Raw genomic sequence first — 18,366 nt, 5'->3', positions numbered from 1 at the left:
CGACCTGTCACGTCTCCGAAGGCGCTGCCACCGTCGGCTCGCGGCTGACCCCTCACGTCCCCGAAGGTGTCGACACCTTCAACTCGCTCGGCACGCCGTGCTCCGCCAGGAACTCCAGCCAGCGCGCGGCCGACCCGGCCGTCGCCCGGTGCAGACCCGGCGTGGTGCGACCCGCGAGGACGTCGGCCACGCCGCACGCCAGCGTCACCGACACCGTCCGCGCCATCGCCGTCTCGTCCCGCTCGCCCACCAGGTCGAGCACGTACTCGCCCGACCACCGCCGTCCCTCACCTGTCTCCAGGGTCAGCGACACGGCGAGGACGACGCGGTCCAGGTCGTCGTCGCCCATCGGGTACTTCTCGGCCAGTTCGCCCGCCAGCGCGGTGACGCTGTCGTCGTCACCCTCCCGCAGGACGGTGAACACCTCCGACCAGGCGTCGAGCCAGCCGTCCAGGCGCACGGTGCCGCGGACGAACGACTCCAGCTCCCACGCGCCGGGCACCTGGTACTGCTCGATGAACGGCACGCTGTCGCGGTTGGGGTACACCTCGAACGTCTCGCCGCCGAGGACCTGCTTGCGGGTCGCCTCCCACGGCCGGTCGGCGACGTGCTCCTGCCCGCCCCGCACGTACCGGGCCTGCGTGCGCAGCGCGGTGAGCACGCTGCGCGGCGCCCAGCTGAAGCGGTAGCGGAACTCGTTCGGCTCGGCGGGGAGGCCGCCGCAGTAGGAGGTGAACACCGCCGTGGCCGGGGTGTCCGCGCCGAACTCCGCCTTCGCGCGTTCCACGAGCAGGTGGGCGTAGAGGTGGTCGATGCCGGGGTCGAGGCCCGCCTCGGTCAGCACGACCACACCGCGGTCCACGGCCTCCGGCTCGAGGGCGGCGAGCGCGTCGCTCACGTAGCTGGAGCACGCGAAGTGCGCGCCCTGGTCCAGGCACAGCCGCACGAGTGCCGGGTGTTCGGGCGCGGGCAGCATCGACACGACCACGTCGCCCGCGCGCAGTTCGGCGGCCAGGGCGTCGTGGTCGAACCGCCGCACGCCCGCCTGGCCGGTGAGGCCGAGCCGGGCGAGGCAGCGTTCGGCCTTCTCCTCGGAACGCGCCCACAGCAGGACGTCGTGCGACGACGCGAGCACCCGCAGCCCGCTGCCGGTGGACAGGCCGGTGCCGATCCAGTGCACCCGGCCGGTGGGCGGGACGAGGTCGGTCATCGGGACGTCTCCTTGATCGCTGTGACGGTGTCGTGGAAGAGCCGCTCGGCGCGCTGCCAGGGAGAGGTCGCCCGCGGGAGGTCGCGCAGCAGCGGCAGCAGGTCGGCGGAGAACGCGTCGGTGGCCTCCAGCGGCACCAGCGACGGGAGGTTGTCGATCGCGATGAGGTCGAGCGGCGGCTCCTCGCGCAGCGCCCGCGCCAGCTGGTCCCAGCTCGTCGTGCTGTCGTAGATCGGCAGCACGTTGAACGGCGAGCCGACGTCGCACGTCACGTCGCACACGGTCCGCAGCGCACGCGGCTCGTCGAGGTCCTCCGGGCGCAGGAACGGCGGGATGGGCTCGGACGTGAGCACCGCGTTGACCAGGACCTCGTGCCGCAGCAGCGCGGGCCGGTCCAGGTCGCGCGTCTCGGCGAGGTCCCAGCGCGTCGGCGTGACACCCGCCGCCGTCAGCGCCCGGTCGGCACCGCGGCCGCACCGGCCCAGCGCGCCGATCACCACCGCGCTCAGCGGGTCACCGCCCGCCAGCAGGGCGTCGAGCTCGGGCACGGACGTGGGCCGCAGCGGAGCGTCGAGCGCGCCGCGGTGGTGCAGCACCGCCAGCGCCGCGCCCACGTACCCCGCCCAGTAGCCGAACGCCGCCAGCCGCCGGCCGGAGTCGTCGGTCAGGTACTCGAGGTCGAGCAGCACCCCGCCACCCGCGTCGAACCGGCGCAGCAGCCGTTCCGCACCTTCCTGCTTCTTGTAGGCGTGGCCGAAGAACACGTGCCGGTGACGCAGCTCGGAGGGGTCGTCCGGCAGCTCCTTCAACCCGACGACCACGAAGTCGTCGGGCGCGTCGACCCAGCCGCCCGCCTCGGCCACGGTGCAGCCCGCGGCGGCGTAGTCCCCGATCGGGTGCACGCGTTGCGCGGACTCCTCGACGGTCACGGCGAAGCCCTCGCTCACCAGCGAGGCGGCGTCGGCGGGCGTGATCGGCGCGCGGCGCTCGGTCGGCCGCACCTCGCTGCGCATCCACAGTCTGACGGTCATGCTTCAGAAAGGTAGCCGTAGTGGCCGATCACCGTCCGGGCAGCGGTTTCGACCGCGAGCAGGTGGTCGAACGTCGCCCTGACCACGGCGGGCCTCGATCGGCCGCGTTCGGCGGACCGCACCGCGAAGTGCAGCGCCATCGGCAGGTCGCGCCACGCGGCGGACGCGGCGCGGACCGCCTCGGCGTCCCGGTCGGCGAGGCGGCAGGTGTGCAGCAGCCGCGCGTAGCGGAAGGTGTGGTGCTGGGAGGCGGCCCACACGTCGTCGAGGAACCTGGCCCGGCCGGGGTGCTCGCCCAGAGCGACCCAGAACTCCGCGAGCGCCTCGATGGCGTCCGCTCCGCACAGCCAGCCTTCCGGCAGGCCTGGGGAGCGGTGGCCGGGGGAGCCGAGCACGAACCACCTGTACTGGTCGGCGGGCGGTGGCGGCACGGGCACGCCGAACAGGTTCTCGTCGCGCAACCGGTGCTCCGGGCGCGAGGTGGCCGGTGCCATCGCGGAGAGCAGCGCGGCGTCCTGCACCCATCCGTCGAACGGGTCCTGCCGCCCTTCCGGGAGCAGGGCGGCGAAGTCGTCCACCACGTGCCACCGGCCGGGACCGTGCCCGTTCACCAGCAGCAGGTGCGGCGCGCTGTCCTCGTGGCGGGCGAGCGACCACGGCAGCGCGGCGCTGGAGGCCGCGACGACGACCTGACCGCGGCGTTCCAGCTCCTCGGCGATGCCCTCCAGGGCGGCCTCGGCGGTGGGAGCCGACGCGTGCTCCAGCACGCCGCCCGGTGGCATCTCGTTGAGCGGCACGCCGTGGTGGGACACCGCGAGCGCGTCATCGGGCAGGTCCGTCCGCACGGCCAGGCGCACCGAGCGGGCGATGGCGTCGAGCGCGTCCGGGTCGTCGCGCAGCAGGTAGCGGGCGAGGTTCGCGGTGTAGCAGCTCAACGCCCGCGTGCCGGCCTCCTCCGGTGCGGTGGGCGCGCTCACCCGGCCGCCCGGCCCGTGCAGGTGGGCGCCACCACGTCGACCAGGTCGGCCACGGTGTGGAAGCTGCGGCCCGCGAACAGGTCGTCGGGCAGCGTCACGCCCAGCTCGTCCTCCAGCCGGATCAGCATGGACAGGAACCCCACCGAGGTCACCCGCAGCACCTCGCCGTTCAACGGCTCGGTGTCGCCCACCGTCGCCGGGTCGATCGACAGCCGCGACTCGGCCACCACCATCTTCTTCACCGCGGTGTTGACCTCCTCGCGCACGTTCGCGTCCGCCACCGTCATCGGTCCTCCCCTTCCGCGCCGTCGCGCCGGAACCGGACGGTCCCGCCGCCGTCGACCACCCAGCTCCTGGTGAGCAGGGCGGCCAGGCCGACCGGGCCGCGCACGTGCAGCCGGCCGGTGCTGATCGCGATCTCCGGACCCGCGCCCATCGTGGGTCCGTCGTGCAGCCGCAACGAGCCGTTGACCACGACCGCCGCCGCGTCCACCTGTGCGGTGAAGCGCTCGACCACCTCGGCCGAGCGGGCGGCGACGCCCTCCGTGTGCCCGGTGCCGTGGCGCCGCACGTGCCGCACGGCTTCGTCCACATCGGACACGAGGCGCACGCCCAGCGTGGTGTCGAGGAACTCCCGGCCGTCGTCGTTCCCCGCCAGTTCCCGGACTTCGAGCACCCGGGTCAGCTCGGCGGGCAGCCGTTCGGCGACCTCGGCGGGCGTCCGCAGCACGAGCCCGCGCACGTCCGGCTCGTCGAGCCGGGCGGTGAGCGCGGCGAAGAAGTCGTCCGCCAGACCCTCGTCCAGCAACAGCATCTCCAGCGCCGTGCAGCCCGCGGGGTCGGGCAGTTTGCTGTCCAGGACCAGCCGGACCGCCTCGTCCGCGTCGGCGGAGGAGTGCGCGTACAGGTGGTTCACGCCCGCGCCGCCCGCGATCACGGGGATCCGGGACGCGGTGCGGCAGTACGACACCAGGCCCGAACCGCCGCGCGGCAGCAGCACGTCGATCGCGTCGTCGCGCTTCATCAGCTCGCGCAATCCCGCGCGGTCGGTGTCGAGGAGCACCTGCGCCAGGTGCTCGGGCAGACCGGCGTCGCGCAACGCCGACGCGATGACGTCGGCCAGCACGGCGTTGCAGCCGCGGCATTCGCTGCCACCGCGCAGCAACACGGCGTTGCCCGTGCACACCGCGAGCACGGCGCTGTCCAGCGTCACCATGGGGCGCGACTCGTAGACCATCAGCAGCACGCCCAGCGGCCTGGCCACCAGGCGCGCCCGGCTGCGCCCGACGCCCCGCACCTCCGGCCCCGGCGCGGTGACGGCAGGCAGGTCCTCCTGGACCTGCCGGGTCAGCTCGGCCAGGGCCTCGAGGTGTGCCCCGGCCAGCCCCATCCGCTCGACCATGGCGGGCGACAGGCCCGCGTCACGGGCGGCCCGCAGGTCCGCCTCGTTGGCGGCCAGCACCTCGTCCCAGCGCTCCACCAGACGTTTTCCGACCGCGGCCGCGAACAACGGGTACGCGGGGTCGCGCACCGCGGGAGCGGCGTCGGCGGCCCGGCGCGCGTTCAACACAATGGTTTCGATCATGGCCCCGTCCGGATCTGCGATAAAAGCTCTCGGCTCACGGAAGCAGAAGTCCGGCGGAGTTACAACTCGGTGTCCCAAATGATCGGAATTTCGAATGTCCGAAAAGGAGCGTGAAAAAACTGTGACCCCACTGGGGCAATTTCTGCCCGGTGCTCGTTCGTTCGGCCGGTAGAAGGTTGGGCCGGGTGGTGGGTCCGCTGGGCCGAGTGGCGTGGTTTGGATCTGTTTCGGGCACTTCTCCGCTGTTCGCGGCGGTGGTGGGTCGCCGCGATAAACCCGTGCGGCCAAAACTGCCGCACTTGCAACGCTCTCGGGGGCCGCAGTACGAATGGGGGAGTCAGGTGAAGCCCGGCAGGTCCGTGGAAGGTGCCGCCAAACAGCGTGCGGCGATCGCGACCGGTCTGGGAAATGTGGTTTAGCGGTTCGGTCCTGTGTCCATTTATTAATGGTGCGCCTCCCTGCGCGTCCGATACCGCAAATCAACCAGATATTCGCCCTTAGGGGGACTTGCGTGGTTTCCACCGTCCACTCGCTCGCCTTCGCGCCCTGCGCCGCCTCGCTGAGCCGGGTCGACTCCCCGTTCCTCGACTGCGTGTCCGACGACCTGGCGTTGCTGCTGGCCCAGGCCGGCGTGGACGACGTCCGCACGCCGTTCGCGTCGCGCTGGAAGTTCTGCCTGATCGAGGACACCGAGGGGCCACCGCGCCTGAACCTGCCCTCCCGCGACCAGGACGCGTGGCTCGCCACCCGCACCGGCTTCGCCCCCAGCTGGCGCGACGTCGGCGGTGACCCGGCTGCGGCCGTCCTGTCCTGGCACGCCGAACTGCGCGAGGGCCGAGCCGTCCTGGTCGTCGGCGACGCCTTCCACATGCCGTGGCTGCCCTACCACCGCAACGAACACATGGCGCACGGCTTCGTCGTGGAGGGCATCGATCCCCAGTCCCGCGAACCGGTTCTGCACGTCGTCGACCCGTACCACAACGCCACCGCCTACGGCCGCGCCACCCCCGTGACGGTCAAGGTGGGCCTGGCGGACATCGCACCGGCACTCGGCGAGGGCTCGTGGGCCGTGCTCGACCGCATCGGCGACCCCACCCCGCTCGACGTGCCGCACCAGGTCGCCACCAACGCCGAGGGAATCCTCGCCGCCGAACGGGACGGCTCGTTCGCCCGGCTGCTCGACGGGCACACCGACCTCGACCGGGACGCCCTGGCGAACCTGGCGCTCCAGGTGTGGCTCCTCGTCCGGGACCGGTCCTTGCACCGGCTGTGGCTGGTCGACGAGCGCGCGGCGTTGCGGCGCATCGGTTTGGAGGACCTGGCCCACCGGTTCGAGGCCGACCTGATTCCCGCGTGGCGCAGGGCGTCCGAGATGGCCTACGTCGCCACTCGCCGCGTCCAGGCCGGACGGGCCGCGCCGCGCTCGGTGCTCGACGCCGTTCGCGCTGCCTCGGAGCAGGAGACGGCCGTGGCCGGCTGGGTGGTCGAGTCGTTGAGGAGTGCCGCGTGAGCACCGTGCTCGACCGCGTCCTGGACGCCGCCCAACGCAAACCTGACGCCACCGCCCTCGTCGACGCTGACGGTGCCACGACCTCCTACGGCGAACTCTTGAGGGCCGTTGACGGCCTGGCCTCGGCGCTGCTGCGCCAGGTCGAGCCCGGCAGCCGGGTCGCCGTGCTCAGCACCAAGCAGCCGGGCACGGTGCTCGCGATGCTGGCCGTGCTGCGGGCCGGGTGCGCTTACGTGCCGATCGACCCGTCCGCTCCGGCGGAACGGCAGCGGTTCGTGGTGACCGACTCGGCCTGCGCCGTTGCGATCGGCAGCGACGACCTCGGTGTCCCCGCCGCCACCGCCACGCCTGCCACCCCCGCCGCCACCACCACGCCTGCCGCCACCGTGCCCACCGGCACCCCTGCGCCCGCCACCACCCTTGGGCGCGCCACCGCCCCTGGGGCCGCCCTTGGGCCCGCCATCCCGGCACCTGACGCCGCCTCTGCAGTCACCGCGGCCTCCATCCCAGCCACCCAGGCGTTCGCCTTCCCCACACCGCACCCCGATGACGAGGCGTACGTCCTCTACACCTCCGGCTCCACCGGCACCCCCAAGGGCGTCGTCATCACCCACCGCAACGCGTCCGCGTTCGTCGACTGGGCCGCGGACACGTTCCCCCTGGAACCGGGCGACCGGGTGGCCGTGCACGCACCGCTGCACTTCGACCTGCCCGTCTACGACGTCTACGTCGGACTGGGCGCGGGCGCGGAGCTGCACCCGGTGCCGGAGCGGCATGCGTTGTTCCCCCAAGCGCTGCAACGGTTTCTGGCCGAACGTGCGATCACGCACCTGTACGCGGTGCCGTCGGCGTTGACCGCACTGCTGCGCCGCTCGACGTTGCGCGCGGACGGTCTGCCCGCGCTGAAGCGCGTCCTGTACGCGGGGGAGGAGTTCCGCGCCGCCGCGCTCGCCGAGCTGATGCACGCCCTCCCGCAGGCGACCTTCGCCAACCTCTACGGCCCCATCGAGACCAACGTCATCACCAGCCACGTGCTGGACGGCCCGCCGGACCCGGACAGCCGCGTTCCTGTAGGGCACCCGATCGACGGCACCCTGATCGGCCTGCTCGACCAGGACGGCACGGCGTCGTTCGACGGTGCGGCGGAGGGTGAGCTGGTGGTGGCCGGCGACTGCGTCACGCCCGGCTACCTCGGCCGGCCGGACCTCACCGCCGGGGCGGTGGTCGAGCTGACCACCCCCGCCGGACCGCGCCGCTGCTACCGGACCGGCGACATCGCCCGCCGTGACGCCAACGGGGTGCTGCACCTGCTGGGCCGTCGCGACGGGCTGGTCAAGACGCGCGGGTACCGGGTCGAGCTCGGTGACGTGGAGGCCGCCGCCGGCACCCATCCGGACGTGGCCGAGGTGGTGGTGGTCGCGGTGCCGGACCCCGAGCTGACCCACCGGCTGCACGCGCTGGTCGTGCCCCGGCCGGACGCGGGGGCGCTCACCGGTGCGGACGTGCTCGCGCACTGCCGGGCCCGGTTGCCCGGCTACATGGTGCCCGGCGCGGTGCACGTCGTGCCGGACCTGCCCCGCACCAGCACCGGCAAGGTCGCCCGCGCCGAGCTGCCCGCCCTCGTCACGACCATCGGGAAGGAACGCTGATGCGGCCCCATGCAAGGGAATTCGCCAGACAGGAACTGGCCGACCGGGCCGCGCACGCGGTGGCCGACGTGCTCGGCACACCGCCCGGCGCGCCGCGTTCGGCGCGCTCGTTGTTCGACCTGCCCGGGTTCGACTCGATCGCGGTCGTCACCGTGCTGGAACGCCTCGAGACCGACCTGGGCGTGGAGGTGCCCGCGGACCTCATCGTCCCCGAGGCGTTCGACTCGCTGGACTCGCTCACCGACCTGCTGGCGACCACCGTCGCCGGCGCGACCCCGGAGGCGATCCGATGACGGCCTTCCTGCTGCACCACCTGCTCGACCGCCAGGCCGAACTCGCACCTGACGCTCCGGCCGTGCGCCGCGGCGAGCAGACCTGGACCTACCGCGCGCTGCGCAACAGGTCCGAGGCCTACGCCCAGTGGTTGCGCGGCCGGGGTGTCGTGCGTGGCGACCGGGTGTTGCTGCTCGCGCCGCACGCGCTGGAGACGACCGCGCTCGTGCACGCCTGCTCCCGCCTCGGCGCGCTGCACGTCGTGCTCAGCGACCGCATCCGCCCGTACCACCTCGACCACATCCTCGGAGACAGCGAGCCGAGGCTGATCATCGCGACCGACGACGCCGCGGGACGCCTGTCCGTGGACGTGCCCGTGCACCGGTTGGACGAACTGCCGGCCACGCCGTCCGAGCCGCTGCCCGCCGGCGAGCCGTGCGCGGCCACCGACCCGGTCGCGCTCATCTACACGTCGGGCAGCACGTCCATGCCCAAGGCCGTCGTCTCCACCCACGCCCAGGTGCTGTTCGCCGCGGCCGCCATCCAGGAACGCCTGGGCTACCGCGCCGACGACGTGGTGTTCTGCTGCCTGCCGCTGTCCTTCGACTACGGCCAGTACCAGATGTTCCTGTCCTGCCAGGCGGGAGCGTGCCTGGTGGTCGGCGACGACAGCGACGCCGGTCCCGCGTTGCTGCGGCGGTTGGTGGAGCACGACACCACCGTGTTCCCGCTCGTGCCGAGCCTCGCCGCCACCCTGGGCCGGCTCGTGGGCCGCGCCGGAAACCCTCCCGCACGGCTGCGGATGGTGACCAACACCGGTGCGGCGCTGCCCGTCACGGCGTCCGTGCGGCTGCGGGAGGCCGTGCCGGGGCTCGACGTGGTGGCCATGTTCGGCCTGACCGAGTGCAAGCGCGTCTCCATCGCCGAGCCGAACGCCGACCTGGTCCGGCCGGGCTCGTGCGGCCTGCCGCTGCCCGGCACCGAGGCCTACGCCGCCGACGAGGACGGACGCCGCCTGCCCGCGGGCGAGATCGGCGAACTGGTGGTGCGCGGCCCGAACGTGATGGCCGGGTACTGGCGCGCGCCGGAGCTGACCGCCCGCCGGTACCGCCGCGACGCGTTCGGCCAGCCGGTGCTGCACACCGGCGACCGCTGCCGCTTCGACGAGGACGGCCACCTGTACTTCATCGGCCGCGACGACGACATCTACAAGCAGCGCGGCATCCGGGTGAGCAGCCTCGAGATCGAGGCGGCGGCGCTGGACGTGCCGGGGGTGGAACTGGCGGCACTGCTGCCACCGGACGACTCCACGGGGGCGCTGCTGGCGGTCGCGGGCGACCTGCTCGCGCCGTACCTGGTGGAGCAGCTGGGCGACCGGCTGGAGGAGCAGAAGCTGCCGAGCGAGGTGGTGGTGCTCGACGCGTTGCCGCTCAGCGTCAACGGCAAGGTGGACAAGAAGGGTCTGGCAGAGCTGCTCGCCCGCCAGGGCGGTGCGCGATGACCGCCTTGGACGACGCCATGACCACAACCGCGACCACGGCCGCGACCGGTGTTGAACGGATCGCGGACCTGGCCGGCACCCCCGCCTACGTCTACGACCTCGACGCCGTCGAAGCCGCGCACACCGACCTGCGGCGCGCCCTCCCGGACCCGTCGGTCCTCTACTACTCCCTGAAGGCCAACCCCCACCCCGCGATCGTCAGCACCCTGGCCCGCCTCGGGTGCCGCGCCGAGGTCAGCTCGGACGGCGAGGTGGACGCGACTCTGGCGGCGGGAGTGTCACCGGACCTGGTGCTGCTCACCGGACCCGGCAAGTCCGCCGCCGTGCTGGAGCACGCCCTGAGCCGCGGGGTGACCCGGTTCTCCGTCGACTCGCCCACCGACCTGCGCGCGGTCGGCGAGTGCGCGGCCCGGCACGGGGCCGAGGCGAAGTGCCTGTTGCGGGTCAACGCCGACGAGGGCGTGGCGGGCACCGGGCTGACCATGACCGGCACGGCGTCGCAGTTCGGCGCGGACGCGTCGTGGGTCGCCGCCGATCCCGGGGCGTTCCGCGGCCACGCCGCCGCCACCGTCACCGGCCTGCACCTCTACATGGGCAGCAACTTCGTCGACGAGGACGCGCTGGTACGCCAGTTCGAGGTGGCCGTCGACCTCGCCACGGACCTGGCCGGACGGCTCGGGCGGCTGGAGGAGGTGGACCTCGGCGGCGGGTTCGGAGCGCCCTACGCGCACCGCGGCGAGCGGCCCCGGTTCCCCGGTCTGGCCGCGCGGCTCACCGACCTGCTGGACCGGCGGCTGCCCGGCTGGCGCGACGGCGAGCCCCGGATCGCGTTCGAGTCCGGCCGCCACCTGGTCGGCGACTCCGGCACCCTGATCGCGCGGGTGGTGGACGTCAAGCACTCCAAGGGCGAGCTGTTCGTCGTGCTCGACACCGGGGTCAACCACCTCGGAGGCATGTCCGGTCTGCGCCGGCTGCCCCGGCTCGCGCCGGACGTCGTTCCCGTCGGCGCGGGGGAGCCGGGCGAGGTGACCGCGACGCTGGTCGGCCCGCTCTGCACCCCTCTGGACACCCTCGGCCGCGGCCTGCGAATGCCGGCCGTGCGTCCCGGCGACCTCGTCGTCGTGCCCAACGTCGGCGCCTACGGGCTCACCGCGAGCCTGCTCGGCTTCCTGGGCCACACCCCTCCCGCCGAGGTGGTGGTGCGCGGCGACACGGTGCTCGACGTGTCCCGCCTGAACCTCGTGCGACTGCCCGTCCACAGTGGATGAAAGGACTGAAGGCCATGGAAGACAACGAGTTCGACTCGGTGCTGCGACGGCACCTCAAGAACCTGCCCGAAGGTGCGGAGCTGCCGCAGGACGCCCCGCTCAAGAAGTTCGGCCTGGACTCCATGCAGGCCGTGGAGCTGCTCTTCGACCTCGAGGACGAACTGGGCGTCGTGCTGCCGGACGAGATGATGACCGGCGACACCTTCGCCACCGCCGAGAGCCTGCGCAAGGCCGTCGGGACGGCTGTCGACGAGCCCGCCGTGGGAACGTCGTGACGACCACGCAGACGCGCCCGGACCAGCGGGAGATCGGCGACCGGGTCGAGTCGGTGCTGCCGGTCCTGCGCGACCACGCCCGGCAGGTCGACGCCGACGCCTCGTTCCCCACCGCGCCGCTGAAGGCGTTGCGCGACAGCGGGTTGATGGGCCTGCTCGTGCCGGTGGCGCACGGCGGCCTCGGCGGCGGCCTGGACGACCTGGTGCGCGTGGCCGCCGAACTGTCCGGCGAGTGCCTGTCCACCGGCATGATCTGGGCGATGCACTGCCAGCAGGTCGCGGCGCTGGTCGGCCACGGCAGTCCCGAGCTGCAGGCAGACCTGCTGCCCCGGCTGGCCGCGGGCGAGGTGTACGTCGCCTCGGTCACCAGCGAGAAGGTCAAGGGCGGCCACCTGCTCAGCGCCCACGCGCCGTTGCGCCGCGAGGACGGGAAGGTGCACCTCGACCGCGACGCGCCGATCGTCACGGGCGGTTCGGACGCCGACGGCTTCCTGATCACCATGAAGGACTCCGAATCGGCGCAGCCGGCGGAGGTGTCGCTGGTCTACGCCGACCGCGAGCAGCTGACCGTGCGGCACGCCGAGGGCTTCTCCTGGGACCCCATGGGGATGCGCGGCACGCACAGCGGCCCGCTGCACCTGTCCGGCACGGTCGCGGAGAGCGCGATCGTCGGCGGCGCGGGCGGTTTCCGCGACGTGGCGCTGCGCACGTTCGTCCCGGTCGGCCACATCGCCTGGGCCTCGTGCTGGCTCGGCGCCGCCCGCGGCGCGCTGCGGGCAGTGCTCGAACTGGTGCGCAGCCCCGCCGGCCGCAAGCAGTTCAACCTGGAGTCGGACCTGCTCCGCGCCCGGTTGGCCAGAGTGCGCCTCGACCTCGACACCACGGCCGCCCTGATCGCCCAGGTGGTGCGGGACACGAGCCTCGCCCCCGACCCGGAGGCACCCGACGTGCAGCTGCGCCTCAACGGCCTCAAGGTGCACGCCGCCGAGCGCTCGTTCGCCGTCGTGGACACCCTGGTCGAGGTGGCCGGCCTGCGCCACGGCTACCTGCGCGACGCGCCGCTGCCGCTGGAGCGGCTGTTCCGCGACCTGCGGTCGTCGTCGCTGAACTACGCGAACGACCGGCTGCTCGGGGCGAACGGCGCGCTGGTGCTGGTCGACCGAGGGGTGGGGCTGGCCCTGTGACCACGTCCACCGCCCTCGCCCTGCCCGCCCCAGGTGTGTCCGTTGTGGACGCGCCCGCTCTGGACGTGCCCGCTCTGGACGTGCCCGCTCTGGACGTGCCCGCTCTGGACGTGCCCGCTCTGGACGCGCCCGCCCTGGACGCGCCTGGCCTTGGCGCAGCCGGTCTGGACGTAGCCGGTCTGGACGTAGCCGGTCTGGACGTAGCCGGTCTGAACCCGGCCGTCCGGAACCTGCCCGTCCTGTCCGTGCCCGTCGGACCAGGCCTGCCAACCGCCCACGTGGCGGTCCTCCCGGCGCACGCCACCGACACCGGCTTCGCGACCGCCGAAGAACGCGCCGCCTCCGAAGACATGGGACCGTTGCGCGCCAACGAGTTCCTGCGCGGACGGTCACTGCTGAGGCAGCTCGTGGCCAAGGTGCTCGGCCCCCGCGCGGCGGCGAGGCCGTTGCGCACCACCGGCCGCGGCCGGCCGTTGCTGCTGCCCGGTGTCGGGGTGTCCATCTCGCACACCGACCAGCACACCGCCGCGGCGGTGTGGACCGGCGGTGAGATCGGGGTCGACGTCGCCGAGCCGTCCGCGCCGCTGCACCACGGGCTGGTCCGCCGCTGCTGCGGGCCGCACGCGGGCGACGTGCTCGCGCGTTCCGACGCGGCGGACGCGTTCAGCCGCGTGTGGGCAGTGCAGGAAGCGTGCGTGAAGGCCACGGGCATGGGTCTGGCCGACCTGCCGTGGCGCATCCCCGTCCACCCCGACGCCCGCGAGGGCCGCTGGCGCCGGGTGCGCTGGCGCCTGGTGGACGTCGGCCCGCCCTGCGCCCTGGCCGTCCGGCCGGGCCCGACCGCACACCGCCACGAGGAGGCCCGGTGACCACACCGCCCACTGCCTGGTACAACGTCCTGGCCGACCTCGACTTCGACCTGCCGCCGGACCTGCCGCCGCCCGTGCGGCGGGAGGGCGCCCGGCTCGACCCGCAGGTGCCGCTGAGCCTCATCCGCCAGGAGGTCACCCGCGAGCGCTGGGTGCCGATCCCCGAGGAGGTCGCGCGGCGCTACGCCCAGTGGCGCACCACGCCGCTGCGCCGCGCCACCGAGTTGGAGGAGGCGCTCGGCACCCGCGCCCGCATCTACTACAAGTACGAGGGCGGCAACCCGTCCGGCAGCCACAAGCTCAACACCGCGATTGCCCAGGCGCACTACTACAAGGCGGCGGGCGCCAAGCGGCTCGCCGTCGCCACCGGTGCGGGTCAGTGGGGCACGGCGGTCGCCACGGCGTGCCACATGTTCGGGTTGGAGTGCGTGGTCTACATGGTCCGCACGAGCCTGGAGAGCAAACCGCACCGCCGCACCATCATGGAGATGCTGGGCGCCGAGGTGATCGCGAGTCCCAGCGACGGCACCGCCGCGGGCCGCCGGTTCGCCCACGAGAACGCGGGCACGCTGTCCATCGCGCTGGCCGAGGCCATGGAGGCGACCCAGCAGCCCGGCACCCGGTTCTGCGCGGGCAGCGGCGAGACGTACTCGTTGCTGCACAACACCGTCATGGGCCTGGAGGCGATCGACCAGCTGACCGAGTTCGGCGAACGGGCCGACGTCGTGATCGCCGGGCTCGGCGCGGGCAGCAACTTCGGCGGGCTCGCCTTCCCGTTCCTGCGTCCCGACCAGGGGCACGTGCGGTGCGTATCCGTGGAGCCCGCCGCGTGCCCGAAGCTCACCAGGGGCCGGTACGCCTACGACTTCACCGACAGCTCCGAGCAGAACGCGCTGCAGAAGATGTACACGCTGGGCTCGCGGTTCGCGCCGCCCCGGATGCACGCGGGCGGCCTGCGCTACCACGCCACCGCCAAGGTGGTCAGCGCCCTGTACGACAGGGGCCTGATCGAGGCGACCGCCTACCAGCAGCGCGAGGTGTTCGAGTCCGCGGTGCTGTTCGCCCGCGCCGAGGGACTCGTGCCGGCGCCGGAGAGCGCGCACGCCGTGCACGGCGCCGTCGTCGAGGCCGCCAAGGCCGACCGGGACGGCACGTCGCCGGTGATCCTGTTCTCCCTCAGCGGGCACGGCCTGTTCGACATGGCGTCCTACCGGTCCTATCTGGACGGTCAGGTCGACGAGGAGATCGTGGTGACCGAGGAGGACATCGAGCGGTCGCTGGAGCACCTGCCGCCGCAACCCGAACACCAGGTCGCCGGAGTCTGACGGCCGGAGGAGGACGCCATGCGCACCCAGGACAGGCTTTCCGCACCCGGCACCGAGTTCCGCGACTTCATGACCCAGTGGCCCACCGGCGTCACGGTCATCACGACCGACGACGGCTCCGCGCCCGCGGGGTGCACCGTCAACGCGATGATGTCGCTGTCCGTGCGGCCACCGACGCTGCTCGTGTCGCTGGCCACCGGCAGCGGCACGCTCGAGGCGATCCGCAGAACACGGCTGTTCGGCGTGAGCGTCCTGTGCTCGCAGCAGAGCGACCTGTGCGGGCGGTTCGCCACCGGGACCCAGGCCGACCGCTTCCGGGACGTGCCGACCCACGTCGTGAGCGGCGTGCCCCTGCTCGCCGACGCCGCCGCCGCGATGGTCTGCGACCTGCGCGACGAACTCGTCTACGGCGATCACGCGTTGCTGGTCGGAATGCCGTTGTGGCACGACGTCGACACAACCAGCGCACCGCTCGTCCTGCACCAGCGAGCGTTCCGCGCGCTGGACTAGGGGGTTGTGAATGGATTTCCGGACGTTCTCGGTGCGCCACCTCGGAGCGGGCGTCACCGAGGTCGTGCTCGACGGCACCGGTGAAGGCAACGTCATGGGCGGTCTGGTGTGGACCGAACTTCCCGCTCTGGTGGCCGGACTGGACGCCGACGAGGACGTGCGGGCCGTGGTGCTGCGCGGTGCGGGGGAGTGCTTCAGCGGCGGGCTCGACCTGCTCTGGTACCTGCCGCACTACCGCAGGCTCACCCGCAGGCCCGACCTGCGCGAGCGGCTGCTCGCCGAGGCGACCTCGATGCAGGACGCCCTCGGCGCGGTCAACCGCAGCAGACTGCCGTGGATCGCCGCCGTGCACGGGCCGTGCGTCGGCGCGGGACTCGACCTCGTGTCGGCGTGCGACATCCGGCTCGCCTCGGCGCCGGCGTCGTTCTCGCTGCGCGAGGTGAGACTCGGCATCGTGGCCGATCTCGGGAGCCTGCAACGGCTTCCGCACGTCATCGGTGAGGCGGCCACCAGGGAGCTCGCCCTCACCGGCCGTGACGTCGGCGCCGAGGAGGCCTTGGCGCTGCGACTGGTGTCCAGGGTCGCGCCCGACGCCGACGCGCTGTGGGAGGACGCCCTCACCACCGCCCGGCAGATCGCCGGGCACCCGCCCGCCGCGGTCGCGGGCGTCAAGGCGGTGCTCGACCGCACCAGGGACCTGCCCGTCGCCGACGGGCTGCGCCACGTCGCGCTGTGGAACGCCGCGTTCCTGCCGTCCCCGGAACTGCCCGACCTGCTCGCCGCGGCGCTCAAGTCGCAGTGACATCCCCAGAAGAACGAACCACGAGCCAGGAGGAACGATGAGCCAGACCACCGCGCTGTGGTTCAGCGCACGGACCCGGGACACCTCGCCGGAGGAGGTGCGCGGCCGGGCGCTCGTGTCCGGACGGGGCTGCCGCGTCACCGACGCGAGCGGCCGGGAGTACCTCGACGCGCGGTCGGCGCTGTGGAACGCGAGCCTCGGGTACGACAACCGGGCCGTCGCCGAGGCCATCGCCCACCAGCTCGCGACGTTGCCCGTGGCCCAGTCGATCCGGCACGACCAGCCCGCCGAGATCACCTTGCGCTACGCCGAGCGACTGGTCGCCGTGCTGCCCGAACACCTGCGGCACGTGCGGCTGTGCACCACCGGCGCGCAGGCCGTGGAGGGCGCGGTGTTCCTGTCGCGCTTCACCCGCATCGTCGGCGGCGACCCGGACCGCACGCACGTGATCGCCCAGCTCGACGGCTACCACGGCATCGGCGGCCTCGCCACGGCGATCACCGGTGAGCCGGACGTGCACGCGCTGCACGGACCGCTCACGCCCGGCGTGCACCACGTGCGCCCGTGGGACCTCGACCACCTGCGCGCCGAGGTCGAGCGGATCGGCCCGGACCGCGTCACCGCGATCGTGCTCGAACCGGTCCTGGGCACCGGCGTGCAGGAGGCGCCGCCCGGCCACCTGGCCGAGGTGCAGCGGCTGTGCCAGGAGCACGGCATCCACTTCGTGATCGACGAGGTGTCCACCGGGTTCGGCCGCACCGGCGCGCTCACCGTCACCGGCGAGCTCGGACTGCGCCCGGACATGGTGTTGCTGAGCAAGGGGATCAGCTCCGGCTACGTCCCGCTGGCCGCCATCGCCACCACCTCCGAGGTGCTGGCCGCGGCCACCGCGCGGCCAGGAGTGGTGCTGCCGCACGGATCGACCGGCGACGGCAACCCGGTGGCCGCCGCGGCGGGCCTCGCCGTGCTCGACGAGCTGGCGGACGGCCGCGTGCTGGCCAACGTCGGGGAGAGGAGCGAGCAGCTGGAACGGGCGCTCTCCGCGCTCGACGGAGTGGTGGCGGTGCGCGCCAGGGGCCTGATGATCGGCGTCGACCTCGACGCGGACGCCGGCACCGTGGCCGAACTGCGCCTGCGGTGCCGCGAGGAGGGCCTGCTGCTGTCCACCGCGGGCAGCACGGTCGTCCTCACGCCCCCGCTGGTCATCACGTCCGAGGACTGCGAGGAACTGGTGGCGAGGCTCGACCGGTCGATGCGGGCCACGCTTCCCGAGCGGGTCGCCTCGTTCGCGGGCTGATCCTCGAAACGCGACAACGGGGGCGTGCCACCAAGGCACGCCCCCGTTCGCCGTCTCAGGCCGCGCCCACCGCCACGGGCTCCGCCGCCTTGTTCTGCACGCGGATCACCAGCACCACACCGACCATGATGAGCGCGAACCCCAGCACCTGCCCCAGCGGCGGCCACTCCTGCCGGGCCGCGTAGACGTAGGTGTAGCCGGACAACGTCTCGACGTTCACCAACATCCCGGCGACGGTGGGGGAGAGCTTCGCCGAAGCGGCGTTCCACAGCCACGTGGCCACCCACGACACCAGCACGCCCAGCACGATCGCGACGACCACGAAGCCCGCGACACCCGTGCCTCCGGGTGCGACGCTCAACTGCCCCGTCACCGCGGCCAGCGGCAGCGCCACCACCGTGACGGCACCGGTCGCGACACCGACCACGGTGGCCCACTGCCCGGCGGGCACGTCCGGGTTCTCCGCCATGAACTTGGCGTTCGCGATGCCGTACCAGGTCCACAACGCCACGGCGGCGGCGCACGCGAGCAGGCCGAGCACCTTCGTCATCGTCGACGTCGGTTCGGTGGCCTGCGCACCGGAGATCTCCAGCCCGTTCACCACCACCAGCCCGATCGCCACCAGCGTCACCGGCAGCGCCAGGCTGCGCCACGGGCACAGCTTCGAGACGCGGTTGCCCACCAACGCCATCGTCACCGGGATGCACCCGATGACCATGTTCGTGACCGGCGCGCCGACGGTCTGGATGCCGATGACGAGCAGCAGGTAGTACCCGGCGTTGCCGGCGATGCCGAACCCGAGGGCCGGCGCCCAGTGCCGCCGGGCGATCCGCCGCACCGCCGCGCCGCCGAGCGCGAACAACGCCAGCGACAGCACGCCGTAGGCGAGGTACCGGCCCGCTGTCACCGCCACCGCCGACCACCCGGTCAGCAGGTCCGGCAACACGAACGCCAGACCCCACACGAGACCCGCGCTGACACCGGCCCCGAGCGCCATCGCACCCGAACCACGGCCGAACGACATGTCGATTCCTCCCCTGAGTCCCGTGCAGGGAGGTTGCACGAATCAACGGGGTGGTAAACGGCGCGGCGTTCGTCCG

The 18,366-nt window shown here is 73.1% G+C and carries 18 protein-coding genes; 12 read left to right on the top strand and 6 right to left on the bottom strand.

Translation table 11 applies throughout. The features are described 5' to 3' along the window. Nucleotides 1–52: 52 nt before the first annotated feature. Genes IE307_RS16190 through IE307_RS16170 form a run of 5 tightly spaced genes read right to left on the bottom strand, consistent with a single transcriptional unit; the run spans nucleotide 53 to nucleotide 4,803 of the window. Nucleotides 53–1,210, bottom strand: a complete 1,158-nt coding sequence (locus IE307_RS16190; protein ID WP_191298767.1) for a saccharopine dehydrogenase family protein — start codon at nucleotides 1,208–1,210, stop codon at nucleotides 53–55. Next, nucleotides 1,207–2,241 carry a saccharopine dehydrogenase gene (locus tag IE307_RS16185; RefSeq protein ID WP_191298766.1) on the bottom strand — a complete coding sequence of 345 codons (1,035 nt, stop codon included), beginning with the start codon at nucleotides 2,239–2,241 and terminating at the stop codon, nucleotides 1,207–1,209. The genes IE307_RS16190 and IE307_RS16185 overlap by 4 nt, the downstream gene beginning before the upstream one ends. Further along, the gene (locus tag IE307_RS16180) at nucleotides 2,238–3,218 is read right to left on the bottom strand and encodes a hypothetical protein (RefSeq protein WP_191298765.1); all 981 of its coding nucleotides are present in this window, start codon (nucleotides 3,216–3,218) and stop codon (nucleotides 2,238–2,240) included. Before IE307_RS16180 ends, IE307_RS16185 begins: the two co-directional genes overlap by 4 nt. Further along, a complete protein-coding gene (locus IE307_RS16175) occupies nucleotides 3,215–3,505 on the bottom strand; it encodes an acyl carrier protein (protein WP_191298764.1) in 291 nt (96 codons plus the stop codon). The genes IE307_RS16180 and IE307_RS16175 overlap by 4 nt, the downstream gene beginning before the upstream one ends. Next, complete coding sequence (locus IE307_RS16170) at nucleotides 3,502–4,803, bottom strand: glutamate-5-semialdehyde dehydrogenase (RefSeq protein ID WP_191298763.1); 1,302 nt, start codon at nucleotides 4,801–4,803, stop codon at nucleotides 3,502–3,504. Before IE307_RS16170 ends, IE307_RS16175 begins: the two co-directional genes overlap by 4 nt. A 511-nt stretch (nucleotides 4,804–5,314) precedes the next feature. Between IE307_RS16170 and IE307_RS16165 the strand changes: the two genes are divergently transcribed. Genes IE307_RS16165 through IE307_RS16110 form a run of 12 tightly spaced genes read left to right on the top strand, consistent with a single transcriptional unit; the run spans nucleotide 5,315 to nucleotide 17,266 of the window. Further along, nucleotides 5,315–6,313, top strand: a complete 999-nt coding sequence (locus tag IE307_RS16165) for a BtrH N-terminal domain-containing protein (RefSeq protein ID WP_191298762.1) — start codon at nucleotides 5,315–5,317, stop codon at nucleotides 6,311–6,313. After that, nucleotides 6,310–7,962, top strand: a complete 1,653-nt coding sequence (locus IE307_RS16160; protein ID WP_191298761.1) for an amino acid adenylation domain-containing protein — start codon at nucleotides 6,310–6,312, stop codon at nucleotides 7,960–7,962. Before IE307_RS16165 ends, IE307_RS16160 begins: the two co-directional genes overlap by 4 nt. After that, a complete protein-coding gene (locus IE307_RS16155) occupies nucleotides 7,962–8,255 on the top strand; it encodes an acyl carrier protein (protein ID WP_191298760.1) in 294 nt (97 codons plus the stop codon). The genes IE307_RS16160 and IE307_RS16155 overlap by 1 nt, the downstream gene beginning before the upstream one ends. Further along, nucleotides 8,252–9,736 carry a class I adenylate-forming enzyme family protein gene (locus tag IE307_RS16150; RefSeq protein ID WP_191298759.1) on the top strand — a complete coding sequence of 495 codons (1,485 nt, stop codon included), beginning with the start codon at nucleotides 8,252–8,254 and terminating at the stop codon, nucleotides 9,734–9,736. Before IE307_RS16155 ends, IE307_RS16150 begins: the two co-directional genes overlap by 4 nt. Beyond that, nucleotides 9,733–11,004: a type III PLP-dependent enzyme domain-containing protein gene (locus IE307_RS16145; protein WP_229904752.1), complete on the top strand. Its 1,272-nt coding sequence runs from the start codon at nucleotides 9,733–9,735 to the stop codon at nucleotides 11,002–11,004. The genes IE307_RS16150 and IE307_RS16145 overlap by 4 nt, the downstream gene beginning before the upstream one ends. Before the next feature lie 14 nt (nucleotides 11,005–11,018). Then, complete coding sequence (locus IE307_RS16140; RefSeq protein ID WP_191298758.1) at nucleotides 11,019–11,279, top strand: phosphopantetheine-binding protein; 261 nt, start codon at nucleotides 11,019–11,021, stop codon at nucleotides 11,277–11,279. Further along, nucleotides 11,276–12,463 (top strand): acyl-CoA dehydrogenase family protein, encoded by a 1,188-nt coding sequence (locus IE307_RS16135; RefSeq protein WP_229904751.1) that lies wholly within the window; start codon nucleotides 11,276–11,278, stop codon nucleotides 12,461–12,463. The genes IE307_RS16140 and IE307_RS16135 overlap by 4 nt, the downstream gene beginning before the upstream one ends. Then, a complete protein-coding gene (locus IE307_RS16130; RefSeq protein ID WP_191298757.1) occupies nucleotides 12,460–13,332 on the top strand; it encodes a 4'-phosphopantetheinyl transferase family protein in 873 nt (290 codons plus the stop codon). Before IE307_RS16135 ends, IE307_RS16130 begins: the two co-directional genes overlap by 4 nt. Further along, nucleotides 13,329–14,657 carry a TrpB-like pyridoxal phosphate-dependent enzyme gene (locus tag IE307_RS16125; RefSeq protein WP_191298756.1) on the top strand — a complete coding sequence of 443 codons (1,329 nt, stop codon included), beginning with the start codon at nucleotides 13,329–13,331 and terminating at the stop codon, nucleotides 14,655–14,657. The genes IE307_RS16130 and IE307_RS16125 overlap by 4 nt, the downstream gene beginning before the upstream one ends. A gap of 18 nt (nucleotides 14,658–14,675) precedes the next feature. Continuing rightward, nucleotides 14,676–15,167: a flavin reductase family protein gene (locus IE307_RS16120; protein WP_191298755.1), complete on the top strand. Its 492-nt coding sequence runs from the start codon at nucleotides 14,676–14,678 to the stop codon at nucleotides 15,165–15,167. Nucleotides 15,168–15,177: 10 nt separating this feature from the next. After that, nucleotides 15,178–15,969 (top strand): enoyl-CoA hydratase-related protein, encoded by a 792-nt coding sequence (locus tag IE307_RS16115; RefSeq protein ID WP_191298754.1) that lies wholly within the window; start codon nucleotides 15,178–15,180, stop codon nucleotides 15,967–15,969. 37 nt (nucleotides 15,970–16,006) lie between these two features. Further along, nucleotides 16,007–17,266: an aminotransferase family protein gene (locus IE307_RS16110; RefSeq protein ID WP_191298753.1), complete on the top strand. Its 1,260-nt coding sequence runs from the start codon at nucleotides 16,007–16,009 to the stop codon at nucleotides 17,264–17,266. A 55-nt stretch (nucleotides 17,267–17,321) separates the two neighbouring features. Here IE307_RS16110 and IE307_RS16105 read toward each other — a convergent pair whose 3' ends face one another. Continuing rightward, a complete protein-coding gene (locus tag IE307_RS16105) occupies nucleotides 17,322–18,290 on the bottom strand; it encodes a DMT family transporter (protein WP_191298752.1) in 969 nt (322 codons plus the stop codon). Nucleotides 18,291–18,366 lie beyond the last annotated feature (76 nt).

The sequence above is a fragment of the Lentzea cavernae genome (assembly GCF_014653695.1).
Taxonomy (GTDB): domain Bacteria; phylum Actinomycetota; class Actinomycetes; order Mycobacteriales; family Pseudonocardiaceae; genus Lentzea; species Lentzea cavernae.
Note: the sequence above shows the minus strand (reverse complement) of the source record. Positions and strands in the feature narration are given on the sequence as shown.